General features: G+C 32.8%; 21 protein-coding genes. 17 read left to right on the plus strand and 4 right to left on the minus strand.

Features of this window, described 5'->3' with window-relative positions:
* The first annotated feature begins 101 nt into the window (after window positions 1–101).
* From OZP10_RS20960 to OZP10_RS21030, 15 genes are all read left to right on the plus strand, one after another.
* Window positions 102–1,052: an isopenicillin N synthase family dioxygenase gene (locus OZP10_RS20960; protein WP_281632610.1), complete on the plus strand. Its 951-nt coding sequence runs from the start codon at window positions 102–104 to the stop codon at window positions 1,050–1,052.
* Window positions 1,053–1,185: 133 nt separating this feature from the next.
* Window positions 1,186–1,518, plus strand: a complete 333-nt coding sequence (locus tag OZP10_RS20965) for a translation initiation factor (RefSeq protein ID WP_281632611.1) — start codon at window positions 1,186–1,188, stop codon at window positions 1,516–1,518.
* Between the two features lie 110 nt (window positions 1,519–1,628).
* Entirely contained in the window at window positions 1,629–2,498 is an 870-nt protein-coding gene (locus OZP10_RS20970) for a nucleoside phosphorylase (protein ID WP_281632612.1), read from the plus strand.
* 11 nt (window positions 2,499–2,509) lie between these two features.
* Window positions 2,510–2,950 (plus strand): DinB family protein, encoded by a 441-nt coding sequence (locus OZP10_RS20975; RefSeq protein WP_281632613.1) that lies wholly within the window; start codon window positions 2,510–2,512, stop codon window positions 2,948–2,950.
* Window positions 2,951–2,953: 3 nt separating this feature from the next.
* Window positions 2,954–3,346: a VOC family protein gene (locus OZP10_RS20980; protein WP_281632614.1), complete on the plus strand. Its 393-nt coding sequence runs from the start codon at window positions 2,954–2,956 to the stop codon at window positions 3,344–3,346.
* Entirely contained in the window at window positions 3,346–3,822 is a 477-nt protein-coding gene (locus tag OZP10_RS20985) for a DUF4265 domain-containing protein (protein ID WP_281632615.1), read from the plus strand. The genes OZP10_RS20980 and OZP10_RS20985 overlap by 1 nt, the downstream gene beginning before the upstream one ends.
* 58 nt (window positions 3,823–3,880) lie before the next feature.
* Window positions 3,881–4,732 (plus strand): substrate-binding domain-containing protein, encoded by an 852-nt coding sequence (locus tag OZP10_RS20990; RefSeq protein ID WP_281632616.1) that lies wholly within the window; start codon window positions 3,881–3,883, stop codon window positions 4,730–4,732.
* A 19-nt stretch (window positions 4,733–4,751) separates the two neighbouring features.
* Complete coding sequence (locus tag OZP10_RS20995; protein ID WP_281632617.1) at window positions 4,752–5,684, plus strand: transglutaminase-like domain-containing protein; 933 nt, start codon at window positions 4,752–4,754, stop codon at window positions 5,682–5,684.
* A 216-nt stretch (window positions 5,685–5,900) separates the two neighbouring features.
* The gene (locus OZP10_RS21000; RefSeq protein WP_281632618.1) at window positions 5,901–6,272 is read left to right on the plus strand and encodes a hypothetical protein; all 372 of its coding nucleotides are present in this window, start codon (window positions 5,901–5,903) and stop codon (window positions 6,270–6,272) included.
* A gap of 207 nt (window positions 6,273–6,479) precedes the next feature.
* Window positions 6,480–8,066 (plus strand): ribosomal protection-like ABC-F family protein, encoded by a 1,587-nt coding sequence (gene abc-f / locus OZP10_RS21005; RefSeq protein ID WP_281632619.1) that lies wholly within the window; start codon window positions 6,480–6,482, stop codon window positions 8,064–8,066.
* A 226-nt stretch (window positions 8,067–8,292) separates the two neighbouring features.
* Window positions 8,293–9,345 carry a linear amide C-N hydrolase gene (locus OZP10_RS21010; RefSeq protein ID WP_281632620.1) on the plus strand — a complete coding sequence of 351 codons (1,053 nt, stop codon included), beginning with the start codon at window positions 8,293–8,295 and terminating at the stop codon, window positions 9,343–9,345.
* Between the two features lie 138 nt (window positions 9,346–9,483).
* On the plus strand, window positions 9,484–9,801 hold the full coding sequence (locus tag OZP10_RS21015) for an ArsR/SmtB family transcription factor (protein ID WP_111369098.1): 318 nt from the start codon (window positions 9,484–9,486) through the stop codon (window positions 9,799–9,801).
* A gap of 3 nt (window positions 9,802–9,804) precedes the next feature.
* On the plus strand, window positions 9,805–10,272 hold the full coding sequence (locus OZP10_RS21020; RefSeq protein WP_281632621.1) for an SRPBCC domain-containing protein: 468 nt from the start codon (window positions 9,805–9,807) through the stop codon (window positions 10,270–10,272).
* A 5-nt stretch (window positions 10,273–10,277) separates the two neighbouring features.
* Window positions 10,278–10,655: a DoxX family protein gene (locus tag OZP10_RS21025; RefSeq protein ID WP_281632622.1), complete on the plus strand. Its 378-nt coding sequence runs from the start codon at window positions 10,278–10,280 to the stop codon at window positions 10,653–10,655.
* A 13-nt stretch (window positions 10,656–10,668) separates the two neighbouring features.
* Window positions 10,669–11,226 carry a DUF4256 domain-containing protein gene (locus OZP10_RS21030; protein ID WP_281632623.1) on the plus strand — a complete coding sequence of 186 codons (558 nt, stop codon included), beginning with the start codon at window positions 10,669–10,671 and terminating at the stop codon, window positions 11,224–11,226.
* A 34-nt stretch (window positions 11,227–11,260) separates the two neighbouring features.
* On the opposite strand, the gene OZP10_RS21035 is transcribed toward OZP10_RS21030, so the two are convergent.
* The gene (locus OZP10_RS21035) at window positions 11,261–11,611 is read right to left on the minus strand and encodes a DUF2200 domain-containing protein (protein WP_281632624.1); all 351 of its coding nucleotides are present in this window, start codon (window positions 11,609–11,611) and stop codon (window positions 11,261–11,263) included.
* Between the two features lie 135 nt (window positions 11,612–11,746).
* Here OZP10_RS21035 and OZP10_RS21040 point away from each other — a divergent pair, with 135 nt between their 5' ends.
* Both OZP10_RS21040 and OZP10_RS21045 read left to right on the plus strand, forming a co-directional pair.
* Window positions 11,747–12,145: a VOC family protein gene (locus OZP10_RS21040; protein WP_281632625.1), complete on the plus strand. Its 399-nt coding sequence runs from the start codon at window positions 11,747–11,749 to the stop codon at window positions 12,143–12,145.
* Window positions 12,146–12,305: 160 nt separating this feature from the next.
* Entirely contained in the window at window positions 12,306–12,716 is a 411-nt protein-coding gene (locus OZP10_RS21045) for a serine O-acetyltransferase (RefSeq protein ID WP_281632626.1), read from the plus strand.
* On the opposite strand, the gene OZP10_RS21050 is transcribed toward OZP10_RS21045, so the two are convergent.
* The 3 genes from OZP10_RS21050 to OZP10_RS21060 form a co-directional block, all read right to left on the minus strand.
* On the minus strand, window positions 12,717–13,112 hold the full coding sequence (locus OZP10_RS21050; RefSeq protein ID WP_281632627.1) for a VOC family protein: 396 nt from the start codon (window positions 13,110–13,112) through the stop codon (window positions 12,717–12,719).
* Between the two features lie 102 nt (window positions 13,113–13,214).
* Window positions 13,215–13,709 (minus strand): hypothetical protein, encoded by a 495-nt coding sequence (locus OZP10_RS21055; protein WP_281632628.1) that lies wholly within the window; start codon window positions 13,707–13,709, stop codon window positions 13,215–13,217.
* An 82-nt stretch (window positions 13,710–13,791) separates the two neighbouring features.
* A complete protein-coding gene (locus OZP10_RS21060; RefSeq protein WP_281632629.1) occupies window positions 13,792–14,634 on the minus strand; it encodes a chromate resistance protein ChrB domain-containing protein in 843 nt (280 codons plus the stop codon).
* Between the last annotated feature and the right edge of the window lie 177 nt (window positions 14,635–14,811).

Below are 14,811 nucleotides of genomic sequence, written 5' to 3' on the forward strand. Positions count from 1 at the left end.
TTTTAATGGCTGAGCTTAAGATAATTTTCTAAATATTATATACCTTTGTTAGCGAAAGGTGGTTATGACACCTTTTTTCTTTAAAACAAAAAATGTAAAGTATGCAAAACATTCCTAGTGTAGACTTACGTGATTTCCTTTCGGACGACCCGAAACGTAAACAAAAATTTGTAAATGAAATCGGCAGTGCATTTGAAAACATTGGCTTCGTAGCCTTAAAAGGTCATTTTCTTGATGATCAGTTGGTAGACGAACTTTATGGCGAAATTAGAAACTTTTTCGCCTTGCCAATAGAAACTAAGCATAAATATGAAATTCCTGGAATTGGTGGACAAAGAGGGTATGTTTCTTTTGGAAAAGAACATGCTAAAGGCCGCAAAGAAGGAGATTTAAAAGAGTTTTGGCATTTTGGGCAGTACGTTGACGCATCTTCAAGATGGGCTTCTGAATACCCAGACAATGTTGAAGTTACCGAATTACCTCATTTTAATGTAGTTGGTAAAGAAGCTTATCAGAAATTGGAAAAAACAGGTGTTTATGTTTTAAGAGCTTTGGCTTTACATTTAGGACTTGATGAGTTTTATTTTGATAATTATGCAAAAGAAGGAAACTCAATTTTGAGACCAATTCACTACCCTCCTATTACTTCTGAACCAGAAAACGCGATTCGTGCAGCTGCTCATGGAGACATCAATTTAATTACTTTGTTGATGGGAGCTCAAGGAAGAGGATTACAAGTTCAAAATCATGATGGTGAATGGATCGATGCCATTGCAGAAGATGACGAATTGGTAATCAATGTGGGAGATATGTTATCTAGACATACCAACAATAAATTAAAATCTACAATTCACCAAGTGGTAAATCCGCCAAGAGAATTATGGGGAACTTCACGTTATTCTATTCCGTTTTTCATGCACCCAGTAAGCGATATGCGTTTGGATTGTCTTGAAAACTGTATTGATGAAAAAAATCCAAAGAAATACGAAGATATTTCGGCTGGAGAGTTTTTACACGAGCGTTTAGTAGAGTTAGGTTTAATTAAAAAATAAACTTAAATAAATTTCTCCAGATTCCGAAATTTCGGGATCAGGATAAAAATTCCAAATTCCAAGTTTTTCTTGGGGTTTGGAATTTAATTTTTAGATATCTTTATGCTTGGAATTTATTTTAGAATAAAAAAATATGGACTTTAAAGATCAATTAAAAAATCTGTTTCCAGATCATGTAGAATCAAACGAACCCGAACAAGTTGAGGAACAGGATCATGTGCTTTACGTACAGAAGGAACCAATGATTTGTAAATTTGAAAAAAGAAAAGGAAAACCAACTACTATAATTGAAGGTTATGAAGGCTCAGACGAAGATTTTAAAGTTTTAGCCAAAGAAATTAAAACCAAATTAAGCGTTGGCGGAACTTTTAAAGACGATTCGATCATAATTCAAGGCGATTACCGCGACAAAATTATGGCAATCTTAAAAGAAAAAGGATTTAAAACCAAACGTGTAGGTGGATAAAAAGTTTCAAGTTTAACGTTAAAAGTTTCAAGTTATTTGACTAACCTGAAACTTGAAACAAAAAAAACTCAGAACCTTAGTACCTCAGAACCTTAGCAACTTAAAAAAACATGATTCAATCATCAGAATTAATACTAAACCCTGACGGAAGCGTTTATCACTTAAACCTTCGTCCGGAACATATAGCACACGACATTATTTTTGTCGGTGACCAAAACAGAGTAGAAAAAATCACTCAATTTTTCGATTCAATCGAACATTCTGCTCAAAAAAGAGAATTTAAAACTCAGACAGGAATTTATAAAGGCAAAAGAATTTCGGTAGTTTCTACAGGAATCGGACCTGATAATATTGATATTGTACTAAACGAATTAGATGCTTTGGTAAATATTGATTTAAAAACGCGTCAGCCAAAAGAAAAATTAACCTCTTTAAACATTATCAGAATTGGAACTTCGGGTTCTTTGCAGGAAGATATTCCGGTTGACAGTTTCGTAATGTCTAAATTTGGTTTAGGATTAGACAATATGCTTCGCTCCTATTTGATTGACGATGTTTCTATTACAGAAATGGAAGATGCATTTGTAGCGCATACAAATTGGGATTCAAAAAAAGGAAAACCTTATGTGACGCAATGTTCTGAAAAATTAGAAAAACTAATAGAATCAGATCGAATTTTCAAAGGAATCACGGCAACTGCTGGAGGATTTTATGGTCCACAAGGAAGAGTTTTGCGTCTAAATATTCAAGACGAAGAATTAAATAATAAAATGGATAATTTTAGTTTTAATGGAACTAAAATTACTAATTTAGAAATGGAAACAGCAGCAATTTACGGGCTTTCGGCTCTTTTGGGGCATAATGCTTTATCGTTAAATGCAATTATTGCCAATCGTGCTTCTGGAACTTTTAGCGCAGATCCGTACAAAGCTGTCGATGAATTGATTGCATATACACTGAATAAATTGGCAGGTAATTAATTGATTAATTTATGCAAAATTCTATTCTTAAATTTGAACAGTTATTGAGCGAGAATGTCAATTATATTCCGACAATACAGAATGAAATTTTAGAAGCAAAAAATCCTGGCAAGTGGTCTAAAAAAGAGATTTTAGGTCATTTAGTGGATTCTGCAATTCATAATTTGGTACGCATTACAGAAATTAATTATTCGGAAAAACCATATCGTCATAGACCGTATAATCAGATGGATTTAGTAAATTTAAATCAGTATCAGAAAACAGATATTAAGGAGCTAACTCAGTTGTGGTTTTCGATAAACAAGCAGATTGTGAGAATCATGAAGGCTGTAGATGAGAAGGCTTTAGATTATAAAATCATTTTGAGCGATGAATCTGTAATTGATTTGAGGTTTTTAATGACCGATTATGTTGAACATTTAGAACATCATATTAATCAAATAAGAGCATAAATTATGTTTTTGAGAGTAGCCAGACATACAAATGATCTAGAAAAAATTGAAAATTTTTATGTTGATGTGCTCGGATTTGAACGATTGGGCGGATTTGAACATCACAATAATTATAATGGTGTTTTTATCGGAAAACCTGGTTTAGACTGGCATTTTGAATTTACTCAATCTGATATTAAAGCCAAACATACTTTTGATGAAGACGATGTTATGGTGTTATATCCAAAAACTATTGCAGATTACGATAAATTAGTACATAAATTAACGCAGCACAATATTGCAGTTATTCCATCGCTGAACCCTTTTTGGAATGAAAACGGAAAGATGATTCAGGATCCAGATGGTTATAGAATCGTAATATCTCCTTTAAAAGCTGTAATTAGTGAAATTGAATAATGGAACAAGAAACTCATAAAAAAATATTATTTAAATACTATAGTGATTATCTAGACGAAGTCGTGTCTGAAACAATGTGGGCAGAAATTATTGATCTAGAAAAAGGTCTTTTCAAACTGGATAATATTCCGTTTTTCGGCCCTTTAATTGCTACAGACGACATTTTTTACGCCGAATATGATGAAACAGAAGAACGTTTTATGCATAGAAAAACGATTCAGAATTCTGGAAATTCGATTATTCAGGTGGCAGTTTTAGAAAAAGGATTCGACAAGGAAATCATCAGAGAAAAATTGAAAGCAATTAATTGTTTGTCTGAAGGATTGAATGAAACCTTTTTCGCAGCAGAAATTACTAAAGATGTAGATTACTCTTTGGTAAGAAGCCTTTTGAACGAATATGAATCTAAAGAAATTATAGAATTTGCAGAACCTTGCCTTTCAGAGAAACACAGGGCAGATTTATTAAAAAACTAAACTTAACAATACGATTACGCATACGCATACCAAGCAACTTAACTTAAACTTAAAATAAATGAAAACTGTCAAAATTGCGGGTGTTCCAGAACACTTCAATTTGCCGTGGCATCTATGTATTGAAAACGGCGAATTTGAAGAAGAGAACATCGACTTACAATGGACAAATGTTCCCGAAGGTACTGGGAAAATGTGTCAAATGCTTCGTGATGGAGAAACAGATTTGGCTGTTATTCTAACCGAAGGAATTTTAAAAGATATAGCAGCGGGAAATCCGAGTAAAATTGTTCAGATATATGTGCAGTCACCATTAATTTGGGGAATTCACGTTGATGCAAAATCTGATTTTCAAACGCTAAAAGATCTTAAAAATAAAAAAGCTGCGATTTCGAGATTGGGTTCAGGATCACAATTAATGGCTTATGTAAATGCAAATGAGCAAGGCTGGGAAATGGATGATCTCGAATTTGAAATTGTAAATACAATTGATGGTGCCGTTGATGCTTTGACTAACAAAAAAGCAGATTATTTTATGTGGGAACGTTTTATGACTAAGCCTCTTGTTGATAAAGGTGTTTTCAGACGTATTGACGACTGCCCTACTCCTTGGCCTTCATTTATCATTGTGGTTCGCGATGAGTTCTTAAAAAAGAATGGTAAAACAGTTGAAACGATTCTTAAAATAATCAACAAAACAACTGTTGATTTTAAAGAGATTCCAGAGATAGATAAGAAATTATCTAAACTGTTCAATCAAAAATCTGAAGATATTAAAGAATGGCTGAAATTGACCCAGTGGTCACAAAAAAACTTGACAGAAAAATCTTTTAATAAAATTCAAAATCAGTTATTTGATCTGGGAATTATTGATAAAAAAAGTATTTTTGTAGAAACAGTAAAAGCATTGTAATACTTGCTTTTTGATTCGTATGATGAAATTCCCTAAAATTGACTTACCGCGATTAAAATCTAAACTACAGGTGAAATCACCGTGGGACAGGATTATTATCTCGATTCTAAGTCTTTTAATTACAATTCCGATTTTCATCATACTGCATCAAAATTTAATCGATCTGGAATGGGCATTCAATTTAGATCGCATATTCATCTTTATTTTTGTTTTTGCAGCCATATTTTTTCTTCTGATGTATCTCAGAACAATTATTATTTTGTGTGTTGCAGTTTATTTGTTAATTCTGTTTTATGGATCTGTAATAGGAAATTATGGTTTTAACGAAATCTCAGAAGATTATAATTCTATGATTTATACCATGTCCGACAATCCATATCCGCAAGATATTATTGTGGCAAAACTGCTTCCGTTTCCAAATAAAACAAAGATTATCAATGCTATAGAATACCAAAATCCTAAAGTGCGAAATTTTGCTGTTATGGCAACCACAAAGCATTTTAAAGGCATAAGAGGGTATTCAGATTATCGAACCATAATTCAATGTTTTGCTGTTTTTAAAGAAATAAATGGCAGATGGAATTATGTAAACGATCCAAAAGACGGTGATTATATTGCAACCGCCAGCGAATCTTTAGAATATTTTTCTGGCGATTGCGATGATCACTCTATTTTAATGGCTGCTGCTGTGCGCTCCATTGGCGGAACTCCACGCCTTATTCATACAAAAGGACATATTTATCCTGAAATTTTAATTGGTTCTATGATTGATTTGGAAAAAGTCAATTACCTAATTAAAAATGTTCTTTTTGCAAAAGAAAGTTATGGCAAAAAACTGCACTATCATATAGACGAACGAGGTCAAGTCTGGATGAACTTAGACTATACAGCAACTTACCCTGGAGGGCCTTTCATGTATGAGGAAATTTTGGGAGCTTTAACCTTAAATTAATACGCCTCAAAAAGCCACTTAGACTAATTTTGACTTCAGTTAGAGTTAATTTGTAAACGATTGGTTATCAGTAAAGGCTCCGAAAATAAAGGCTTTCTGCATTAAAAGCAATTCATTTTTATAAGTAAAAAAAATCTTCATAAATATTTGATTTCGAATATTTTAATGTCGTTTTTTTTTGTAACTTTTTCCTGTTTAACTTTTAATCACAAAATCATGAAAAACTCTAAATTATTTACCCTCGTAATTGCCATTGCTGTCGTTGTATTAATTGTTTCATGCCATATGAAAAGAGACAAGCTTGTGAATTCATGGAAAGTTACTGCCGTAGAACCAAAAGAAGCTGTTTCTGATTCTACAAAAAACGCAATATTAGCCAACGGTATGCTTACTTTTACTGAAGATGGGCATGTAACAGGATATTTGCTTCGTGAAATCACGGACGGAACTTATGCGCTAACACAAAAAGGAAAAAAACTTGTTATTAAAGATGAAGTTGGTACGCCTTATGTTTGCGAAAGCACTATAACAGACGATAAATTAATTCTAGATACCAAAGAAGCCAAACTAACATTTGATAAAATTTAAACAGAGAATTATCTCTTAATTAGATACAAAAAACCATTCACTACAATTGTAAAGAATGGTTTTTTGATTTTTAAGACTAAAATAAATATCTTTGCACTTCTTAAAATAAGCAACGCTTTATGTGAAAAATAATTTCTTTCAGGAAAATTTAGTACGCAACCACTTTTTAGTGGCTGCTAAATTATTTATCTATAAAAGAAAGGAATTATGCTTATTCTTCAAAATATCTCCTATCAGCATGAGAATAAAGACATGCTGTTTCAAAACATTAGTTTTGCACTCAACAATCATGATAAAACCGCTTTAGTCGGAAATAATGGTGTTGGAAAATCTACATTATTAAAAATTATTGCTGGCGAATTAAGGCCTTTTTCAGGACAAATTGTACAGCAATCAAAACCCTACTTTGTTCCGCAGTTATTTGGTCAGTTTAATGATTTGACTATTGCTGAAGCTTTACAGATAAAGGAAAAAATAACTTCACTTAAAGAAATACTTGAAGGTATTGTTACCGAAGAAAATCTTCAGCTTCTCAATGACGATTGGACGATTGAAGAGCGCTGTAACGAAGCTCTCTCCTATTGGCAACTCTATGATTTAGATTTAAATCAGAAAATGGAAACTTTAAGTGGCGGACAGAAAACGAAAGTCTTTTTGGCCGGAATTATAATTCATGAACCCGACTTGGTTTTCTTGGATGAGCCTAGTAATCATCTTGATTTTGTCAGCAGAACGTTATTATATGATTTTATAAAATCTACCTCTAGCAAATTGCTTATCGTTAGCCACGATAGAACATTGCTCAATCTTTTGAATAAGACTTTGGAAATGACCAAAAATGAGATTTCTGTCTATGGAGGGAATTATGATTTTTATAGCGAACAGAAAAAAGTTGAAAACAATGCCTTAGAACAAGATGTTCAGAGTAAAGAAAAGGCACTGAAAAAAGCAAAAGAAAAAGAACGAGAAACAATTGAACGGCAGAACAAATTAGATTCTAAAGGAAAGAAGAAGCAAGAAAAATCGGGTGTTGCTAGGATTATGATGAATACGCTTCGAAATAAAGCCGAAAATAGCAGTTCGAAACTTAAAGATGTTCACGCCGAAAAAATCAGTGGTATTTCTGAGGATTTGAGACAGCTGCGTTCATCGCTTCCCGCTATAGATCAAATGAAATTTGGTTTTAATACTGCTTCATTTATTAAAGGAAAAACACTTTTTAAGGCTGCGGATCTTAATTATACTTATGGAAAAAAAGATCTTTGGCATGAGAATCTCAATTTTGAAATTCTTTCTGGCGATCGTTTTGTTATAAAAGGTGCCAATGGTTCTGGAAAAACGACTTTGATTAAAATTATTCTCAGAGAACTAAAACCAACAAAGGGGAATGTTAGTTCATTGGCAAAAAAAACAATTTATATCGATCAGGATTATTCATTATTGAATCAAAATCTTAAAATTTACGATCAGGCTCAGGTTTTTAACGACTGCGGTTTAGAAGAACATGAAATAAAAATGAGATTGAATCGCTTCTTGTTTTCTAGAAATGATTGGGATAAACCTTGCAATGCGTTGAGCGGTGGCGAAAGAATGCGCTTAATGTTATGCTGTTTAACTATTAGCAATGAATCGCCTGAAATTATAATTCTAGATGAGCCGACAAATAATTTAGATATTCAGAATATTGAAATTCTTACTGCGGCAATTAATGAATATCAGGGAACGTTGCTTGTAATTTCGCACGATCAAACGTTTTTGGAACAAATTAATATTGAAAAAACAATCTCACTTTAAAAGCAAAAAAAGGCGTCAGAATTATTCTGGCGCTTTTTTTAGTTGCAAATAAAACTCGTAAAACATCACGTAATGATTACTTTTTAAGGGTGAAAAAACTATTGTTTTATGGCAAATTTTTTACGAAATAATCTGTAAATTGCAGAGAAGCTTATCTTTAAGCTATTTATTCTACAAGTATACTTTTGAAAATCAGAACTTAACGTTTAATTAAATGTCTTAAATTATGAAATCCAAAAACAGAATTCTTCCTGCCCTACTTGCTTTTACATTATTGATTACTGAAACTGTATTGCCATGTACAAGAATAGTTTACGAAGGTCTAAACGGAACAATTATTACCGCCCGTTCAATGGATTGGCGAGGAGAAATTCCGGCTAATCTGTGGATTTTTCCGCGTGGAATAGAAAGATCTGGAGAAGTTGGTACAAGTTCAATAAAATGGAAATCAAAATATGGAAGCGTTATTACGAGCTCTTGGGACATTGCTTCTTCTGACGGAATGAATGAAAAAGGTCTTGTAGGCAATCTTTTATGGCTTGTAGAATCGCAATATCCAGCATTTGAGAAAAATGGAAAAGTAAAAGGTCTGGCAGTTTCTTTATGGCTTCAATATGTTTTGGATAATTATTCAACAGTTGCAGAAACGGTTTCTGTATTAGAAAAGAACGAATTTGTTATTACTTCATCACACATTCCGGGAACTAATATTTTTGCAACTGTACATTTATCGATATCGGATTCTACTGGTGATAATGCTATTTTTGAATATATAAATGGAAAATTGGTTATTCACCATGACAGAAAATATGTAGCCATGACCAATTCTCCTATTTTTGACCAGCAATTGGCTATCAATGCGTACTGGAAAGGTATTCCTGGTACAATTATGCTTCCTGGAACCAATCGTGCCGCAGATCGCTTTGTAAGAGCTTCTTATTATATTGATGCTATTCCGAAAACAGATAACACTAGAACGGCTTTGGCAAGTGTTTTTGGTGTTATTAGAAACTGTTCTGTTCCTTTAGGCATTTCATCAGAAACAGAACCCAACATCTCCTCTACCCGCTGGAGAACTGTTGCCGATCAAAAGAATTTGGTTTATTATTTTGATAATGTTTTGAATCCGAATGTAATTTGGGTAGAATTCAGTAAAATTGATTTTAGCGAAAAAGGAAAAATCAAAAAATTGAGCTTGGCCAATAATGAAAATTATTCAGGTGAATCTTTGATCAATTTCAAAGAAACAAAGCCTTTTCAGTTCGCCGGACTGGATTGATTAGTCTCTTTTTGTTACTAGAAATACAGTTAAAACCTTCAAATTGAAAAGTTTGAAGGTTTTATTTTTGAAAAAAAGTAGAAAAAAATATTGCGCAGTCAAATGACTTCATTATATTTGCAGTCAAATAACTGCGTAATGGAAATTAGAAGAGATGTTTTTCAAGCAATAGCCGATCCTACTCGAAGAGCTATTTTAAGTTTAGTTGCCATTCAGGCTATGACACCTGGGGCGATTGCGGAGAATTTTAACTCGTCTAGACAGACGATTTCAAAACATATTCAGATTTTAAACGAATGTGAACTGTTACATCAAACACAAAACGGAAGAGAAATTTATTATCATTTAAACCCTGAAAAAATGAAAGAAATTGACAAATTCATCGAACCATTTAGAAAAATGTGGGACGATCGTTTTAATAAGTTAGAAGCAATTATGAAAAACTATAAAAAATAAACCATGGAAAAGAAAACAAAAATTCACGCCGAAGATGACAGACTGGATCTTGTGATTACGAGAGAGTTTAATCTGCCAGTTAAATTATTATTTAAAGCTCACACCGAATCTGAAATTGTTGCTCAATGGATGGGCACAAAAGTTTTGAAATTGGAAAGCAAGAAATACGGTGGTTGGGAGTTTGAAACCAGTGATCCTAATGGAAATGTAGTTTTTAAGGCTAATGGTGTTTTTCATGATTTTGTTCTAAATGAAAAAATAGTTAGAACCTTTGAAATGGATAATATCAATTTTGCGCCACAATTAGAATTTTTAGAATTTGAAAAGCTAACAGATGATACTAGCAAATTGACTATGCAGATTATCTACAAATCTATTGAACATAGAATGACGCAGTTAAAATTGCCGTTTGCGCAAGGCTTAAATATGGCACACAACCGATTGGAAGAAATTGTAACTAAAATAAAATAAAAATCATGAGCAAAAAGAATAAAATTATTTATTGGATTGCCACTTTATGGCTGGCTTTAGGAATGACAGCAACAGGAATTGTACAGCTGATTCCTGTAAAAGAAGAAGCAGAAATGATTCAACATTTAGGATATCCGCTTTACTTTTTAACCCTTTTGGGTGTTTGGAAATTATTGGGAGTTATAGCAATTTTAATTCCGAAATTCGGTTTATTAAAAGAATGGGCATATGCAGGTTTCTTTTTTGCAATGTCTGGCGCTGTGATTTCACATTTAGCTGTCAAAGATGATGCATCGGCACTTTTTGGACCAATATTATTAATTGTTTTAACTATTGTTTCTTGGTATTTCAGACCAGAAACTAGAAGATGCTGTTCAAATTAAAAAACATAAGAAGATGAAAAAGCAACTGACAATAAACGAACAAGAAGAATTATTAAGCATTCTAGAAAAACGTTTTGAGAAGAATGCCAACCGCCATAAAGGTTTGGATTGGTCAAAAATAGAAGCTAAACTAAAAGCCAATCCATCAAAATTATGGTCTCTTGATGAAATGGAAAGGACTGAAGGCGAGCCAGACGTAATTGGATATGACGCTAAAACTGATGAATATCTTTTTGTAGATTGTTCTGCTGAAAGTCCGAAAGGACGTAGAAGCATCTGCTACGATCACGAAGCATTAGAAAAAAGAAAAGAGCACAAACCTGCTGATAGCGCTATTAATATGGCTCAAGAAATGGGAATTGAAATCTTAAATGAAGAGCAATACCAAGAATTGCAAAAATTGGGAAAATTTGATGCTAAAACTTCAAGTTGGATTTTAACTCCGCCAGAAATAAGAAAATTAGGAGGTGCTATTTTCTCAGATTTTAGATACAATACAGTTTTTGTGTATCATAATGGTGCAGAATCGTATTATGCTGCGAGAGGATTTCGCGGTTTGTTAAGAGTTTAAAGAAGATTAAAAACCTCCATTATTGGAGGTTTTTTTATTCTCTTAAAATCTTCTCCATTTTTTTGCCTTTGGCTATTTCGTCTACTAGTTTATCAAGATAACGTACTTTCTGCATCAAAGGATCTTCTATTTCCTCTACGCGATAACCACAGATAATTCCAGTAATTTTAGAAACATTTGGGTTTAATTCGGGAGCTTCTGCAAAGAAAGTTTCAAAGTCAACTTTCTTCTCAATTTGTTCTTGAAGCTGCTTATCGTTATATCCTGTAAGCCATTTCATTACGATATCTAATTCTTCTTTGGTTCTCCCCTTCTTTTCCACCTTTTGAATATATAAAGGATAAACACTGGAGAATAGTAATTTATATACTCTTTCGTTTTTCATTAGAACTCTTTTTTAGCAATAATTTGGTTTTTATGTAAATATAATTCAAAACTTAAAAAAAACTCAAATACAAGAATTATTTATACCTTAGATTCTGCAAAAGAATATCTTTTAACAATCTAAAAAACTATTTCTATGGAAAATAATTCAAATGACGAGACACCAAAAGTGACAGGACTTGGCGGAATTTTCTTTTTTATGGATAATCCGAAAGAAACCAAAGAATGGTATGCCAAAAATTTAGGATTAGAAATCAATGATTGGGGATCTGCAAGTTTTGAATCTAGAAACCTCGAAAACCCAGAACAGATTGAATCTACGCAGTGGTGTCCATTTAAGAAAGGCGATGAATATTTTTCTCCATCAAAAAAGGATTTTATGGTGAATTACCGTGTTCAGAATATTGAGGGACTTTTAGAAAAATTAAAAGCAAACGGAGTTACTGTTCTCGACGATATCGAAACTTACGAGTATGGCAAGTTTGTACATATTATGGACACAGAAGGCAATAAAATTGAGCTTTGGGAACCTTGATTTAGTTTTGAGTTATGAATTATGAGTTATGAATTTTTGAAAAAACAGTATGTTTAATACATTAATTAAGATCAATTGTCATTCGAAAAATAAGTTTTTAAAACTGATCGCGGGCAATTTATTAGAGAAATTATATTGCTGCGAAATAAACTGTGCAGAGATGGATAAAAGCGTCTTGTTTGCACACCATGCCCGCGGATGTACGATTGTAGCTTCTAAAATCTGTGAAAATGTTGTCATATTTCAAAATGTATCAATTGGAGCCAATTTAAAATACAATAAAACAAGTAAAGAATGGGAAAACGTGGGAAATCCTATCATTGCTAAAAATGTAATTATTGCTGACGGCGCCAAAATTTTAGGCCCAATCTTGATTGGAGAAAACTCGGTTATTGGTGCTGGGGCTATTATAACAAAAAATATTCCCGCAAATAGTGTGGCGTATGGCGTAAATCAATTTAAACCCAAGGATGAAAATTACGATTTGATCTTCAATTCCAATATGATTGATTCTCAGAAAATGATAGAGGCAAATAAAAAATTGGTAGCCGATTTTAATCAAGGAAATTAATCACATTCCTGGCCAATACAAGAAATTGAATTTATGTCCATCTGGATCTGCAAAACCAAAAGTATAACCTTGCTCAAAATTCTCAGGCTCAGAAAAAATAGTTCCGCCAATTTCTTTCACTTTTTTGTACCAAAGGTCAACTTCTTCCCTACTTTCGGCAGAAAGCGAAAAGATAATTTCATTTTCGTTTTTGGCATTTACTAAATCACCCTTTAAAGCAGTTTTGAATCTATCGGTTGTAAAAAAGTTGATGATAAAATTATTCTCCGCAATAGAAAAACTCACGATTTCGTCTGTGTTTTGTCCGTTTTGTTTGAAGCCTAAATTGGTATAAAATTGAATTGTCTGCTGTAAATCATGAGTAACCAAGTTAGCCCATATCATTTTCGTTTTCATAAACTTTAGTTTTAATTGATCGAGACTAAGTTACTGATTTTATTATTTAAAGAGTTGTAAAATAATGGCAAAGATTTTCAGAATTCTTATTTTTTGAGCGCCTTAAAAAGCAATTCCAAACTGAAAAGCTACTGTAAAACTAGCGGGATGATCATTTCCAAAACGAACTGGCAACGGCACGGCAATATAATAACTGCAACTGCTACTTTGTATAATGGTTTTATTAAAAACGGGAGTAAATCCGTATCTTCCGCTGGTTTCAAAAGCTGCTCTTCCTGCAAATGTGTAGCCTTTTCCTAAAGCAACCAAAACGCCAGGATGAAATAATAAATTGGTCACTTTGCTTGTTCCCTGATCGTCTTTTATATTAGGAACCATTTCAAAAGAAAATCCGATTTTCTCATTTTTCCAGATATTTATTCCCGTTGGAAAACCAACCGCGTAATAATCTCTAAAGTTTACAGTAGTCTCATCTTCATTTATGGTGACAATGGGATGCATGATGCCAAAATATCCCGTAATTTTTGGATAAGTAGTTTGCGAGAAAGCTGTAAAACCAGCAAATAATACAATAATAAAAGTTAGCTTAAAAGACATTGTTTTTAATTTTGGTTATAAAAACAAAGCTAGAAGCATCTGTTGTCAAAAAATAGAACTCAATTTACCTTTTGTATCTGGTTTACTTTTTTGACTTTTTTCTATAAGCAGAAGGATTTTTTCCGGTATGGAGTTTAAAAATTCTAGTAAAATGGCTTTGGTCTGAAAAGCCTGTTATGTAAGCAATTTCAGTTAAAGTATGAGTCGAATTTTCAATAAGATTAATTGCTTTTTCGATACGGAGTTTTCTAACGTATTCGCCAAAATTTAAATCTTCAAAATGTTTTGAAAATTCTCGTGATAAATAGGACGGATTTAAATCTAATTCGTTCGAAATTTTCTTTAAATCAAAAGTAAATTGAGCATCAATCTGATCTTGAATTATGTTTTTCAAATCCTTTACCCATGAAGGTGTTTTCCCTGATGTTTTTTTGTCTTTTAGAAACTTGTTATAAACTTCATGCAGCAATTTTTCGAACGGACTGTTCTGTAGATGGTTTTGCTGATATAAATGTGTAGCCCAGCTGTATAAGGCATCATACAATATCATACCTTTTTCTAGCAATTCCTGATCATCTTTGACATTATAACCCATTCCAGCGGAAATAGCCCAAAGACCAGCCGATTCTTTTGCGATTTCGTGCCTGTCGGTATCTGCCCCGCGAACGATTCCTGCAATAATTTTAACTGCGGGATCTTTTATATCATATTTCTTAACGATATAATCAAAAGTGCATTCTTCATTGTAATGCGTAAATTCAACGTTTGGGATATCAAACGGAATGGCATTCAGCTCTTTTGCTTTCGTGATAACATTATCAAAAGGAACATAAATAAACTCAGATTGAGGATCAACAAACTTTCGAATTAACCACGGACAGGCAATTCGATCTATTTTGGGTCTTTCTCTGGTTATCCATTTCATTTCGAAATACTTTTATATCTTTAAAACTTTAGCTAAACTACATCTATTTATTATTTTTTCAAACGCTTGAATTTTAAAGTTTTGTGATTTTTTGAATGATGATAGATTAGAAATAAAAAAAACTTCTAAACTAATTGTCTTCAGCAATGAGAAGTTTCTAAACGATTTTTCTATTTT

The sequence above is a fragment of the Flavobacterium luteolum genome, assembly GCF_027111275.1.
In the GTDB taxonomy this organism is placed as follows: domain Bacteria; phylum Bacteroidota; class Bacteroidia; order Flavobacteriales; family Flavobacteriaceae; genus Flavobacterium; species Flavobacterium luteolum.

Bases quoted from the DNA above. Each gene is read 5' to 3' on its own strand.
- OZP10_RS20960 (WP_281632610.1), top strand. From the start codon at position 102: ATGCAAAACATTCCTAGTGTAGACTTACGTGATTTCCTTTCGGACGAC.
- OZP10_RS20965 (WP_281632611.1), top strand. From the start codon at position 1,186: ATGGACTTTAAAGATCAATTAAAAAATCTGTTTCCAGATCATGTAGAA.
- OZP10_RS20970 (WP_281632612.1), top strand. From the start codon at position 1,629: ATGATTCAATCATCAGAATTAATACTAAACCCTGACGGAAGCGTTTAT.
- OZP10_RS20975 (WP_281632613.1), top strand. From the start codon at position 2,510: ATGCAAAATTCTATTCTTAAATTTGAACAGTTATTGAGCGAGAATGTC.
- OZP10_RS20980 (WP_281632614.1), top strand. From the start codon at position 2,954: ATGTTTTTGAGAGTAGCCAGACATACAAATGATCTAGAAAAAATTGAA.
- OZP10_RS20985 (WP_281632615.1), top strand. From the start codon at position 3,346: ATGGAACAAGAAACTCATAAAAAAATATTATTTAAATACTATAGTGAT.
- OZP10_RS20990 (WP_281632616.1), top strand. From the start codon at position 3,881: ATGAAAACTGTCAAAATTGCGGGTGTTCCAGAACACTTCAATTTGCCG.
- OZP10_RS20995 (WP_281632617.1), top strand. From the start codon at position 4,752: ATGATGAAATTCCCTAAAATTGACTTACCGCGATTAAAATCTAAACTA.
- OZP10_RS21000 (WP_281632618.1), top strand. From the start codon at position 5,901: ATGAAAAACTCTAAATTATTTACCCTCGTAATTGCCATTGCTGTCGTT.
- abc-f (WP_281632619.1), top strand. From the start codon at position 6,480: ATGCTTATTCTTCAAAATATCTCCTATCAGCATGAGAATAAAGACATG.
- OZP10_RS21010 (WP_281632620.1), top strand. From the start codon at position 8,293: ATGAAATCCAAAAACAGAATTCTTCCTGCCCTACTTGCTTTTACATTA.
- OZP10_RS21015 (WP_111369098.1), top strand. From the start codon at position 9,484: ATGGAAATTAGAAGAGATGTTTTTCAAGCAATAGCCGATCCTACTCGA.
- OZP10_RS21020 (WP_281632621.1), top strand. From the start codon at position 9,805: ATGGAAAAGAAAACAAAAATTCACGCCGAAGATGACAGACTGGATCTT.
- OZP10_RS21025 (WP_281632622.1), top strand. From the start codon at position 10,278: ATGAGCAAAAAGAATAAAATTATTTATTGGATTGCCACTTTATGGCTG.
- OZP10_RS21030 (WP_281632623.1), top strand. From the start codon at position 10,669: ATGAAAAAGCAACTGACAATAAACGAACAAGAAGAATTATTAAGCATT.
- OZP10_RS21035 (WP_281632624.1), bottom strand. From the start codon at position 11,611: ATGAAAAACGAAAGAGTATATAAATTACTATTCTCCAGTGTTTATCCT.
- OZP10_RS21040 (WP_281632625.1), top strand. From the start codon at position 11,747: ATGGAAAATAATTCAAATGACGAGACACCAAAAGTGACAGGACTTGGC.
- OZP10_RS21045 (WP_281632626.1), top strand. From the start codon at position 12,306: ATGGATAAAAGCGTCTTGTTTGCACACCATGCCCGCGGATGTACGATT.
- OZP10_RS21050 (WP_281632627.1), bottom strand. From the start codon at position 13,112: ATGAAAACGAAAATGATATGGGCTAACTTGGTTACTCATGATTTACAG.
- OZP10_RS21055 (WP_281632628.1), bottom strand. From the start codon at position 13,709: ATGTCTTTTAAGCTAACTTTTATTATTGTATTATTTGCTGGTTTTACA.
- OZP10_RS21060 (WP_281632629.1), bottom strand. From the start codon at position 14,634: ATGAAATGGATAACCAGAGAAAGACCCAAAATAGATCGAATTGCCTGT.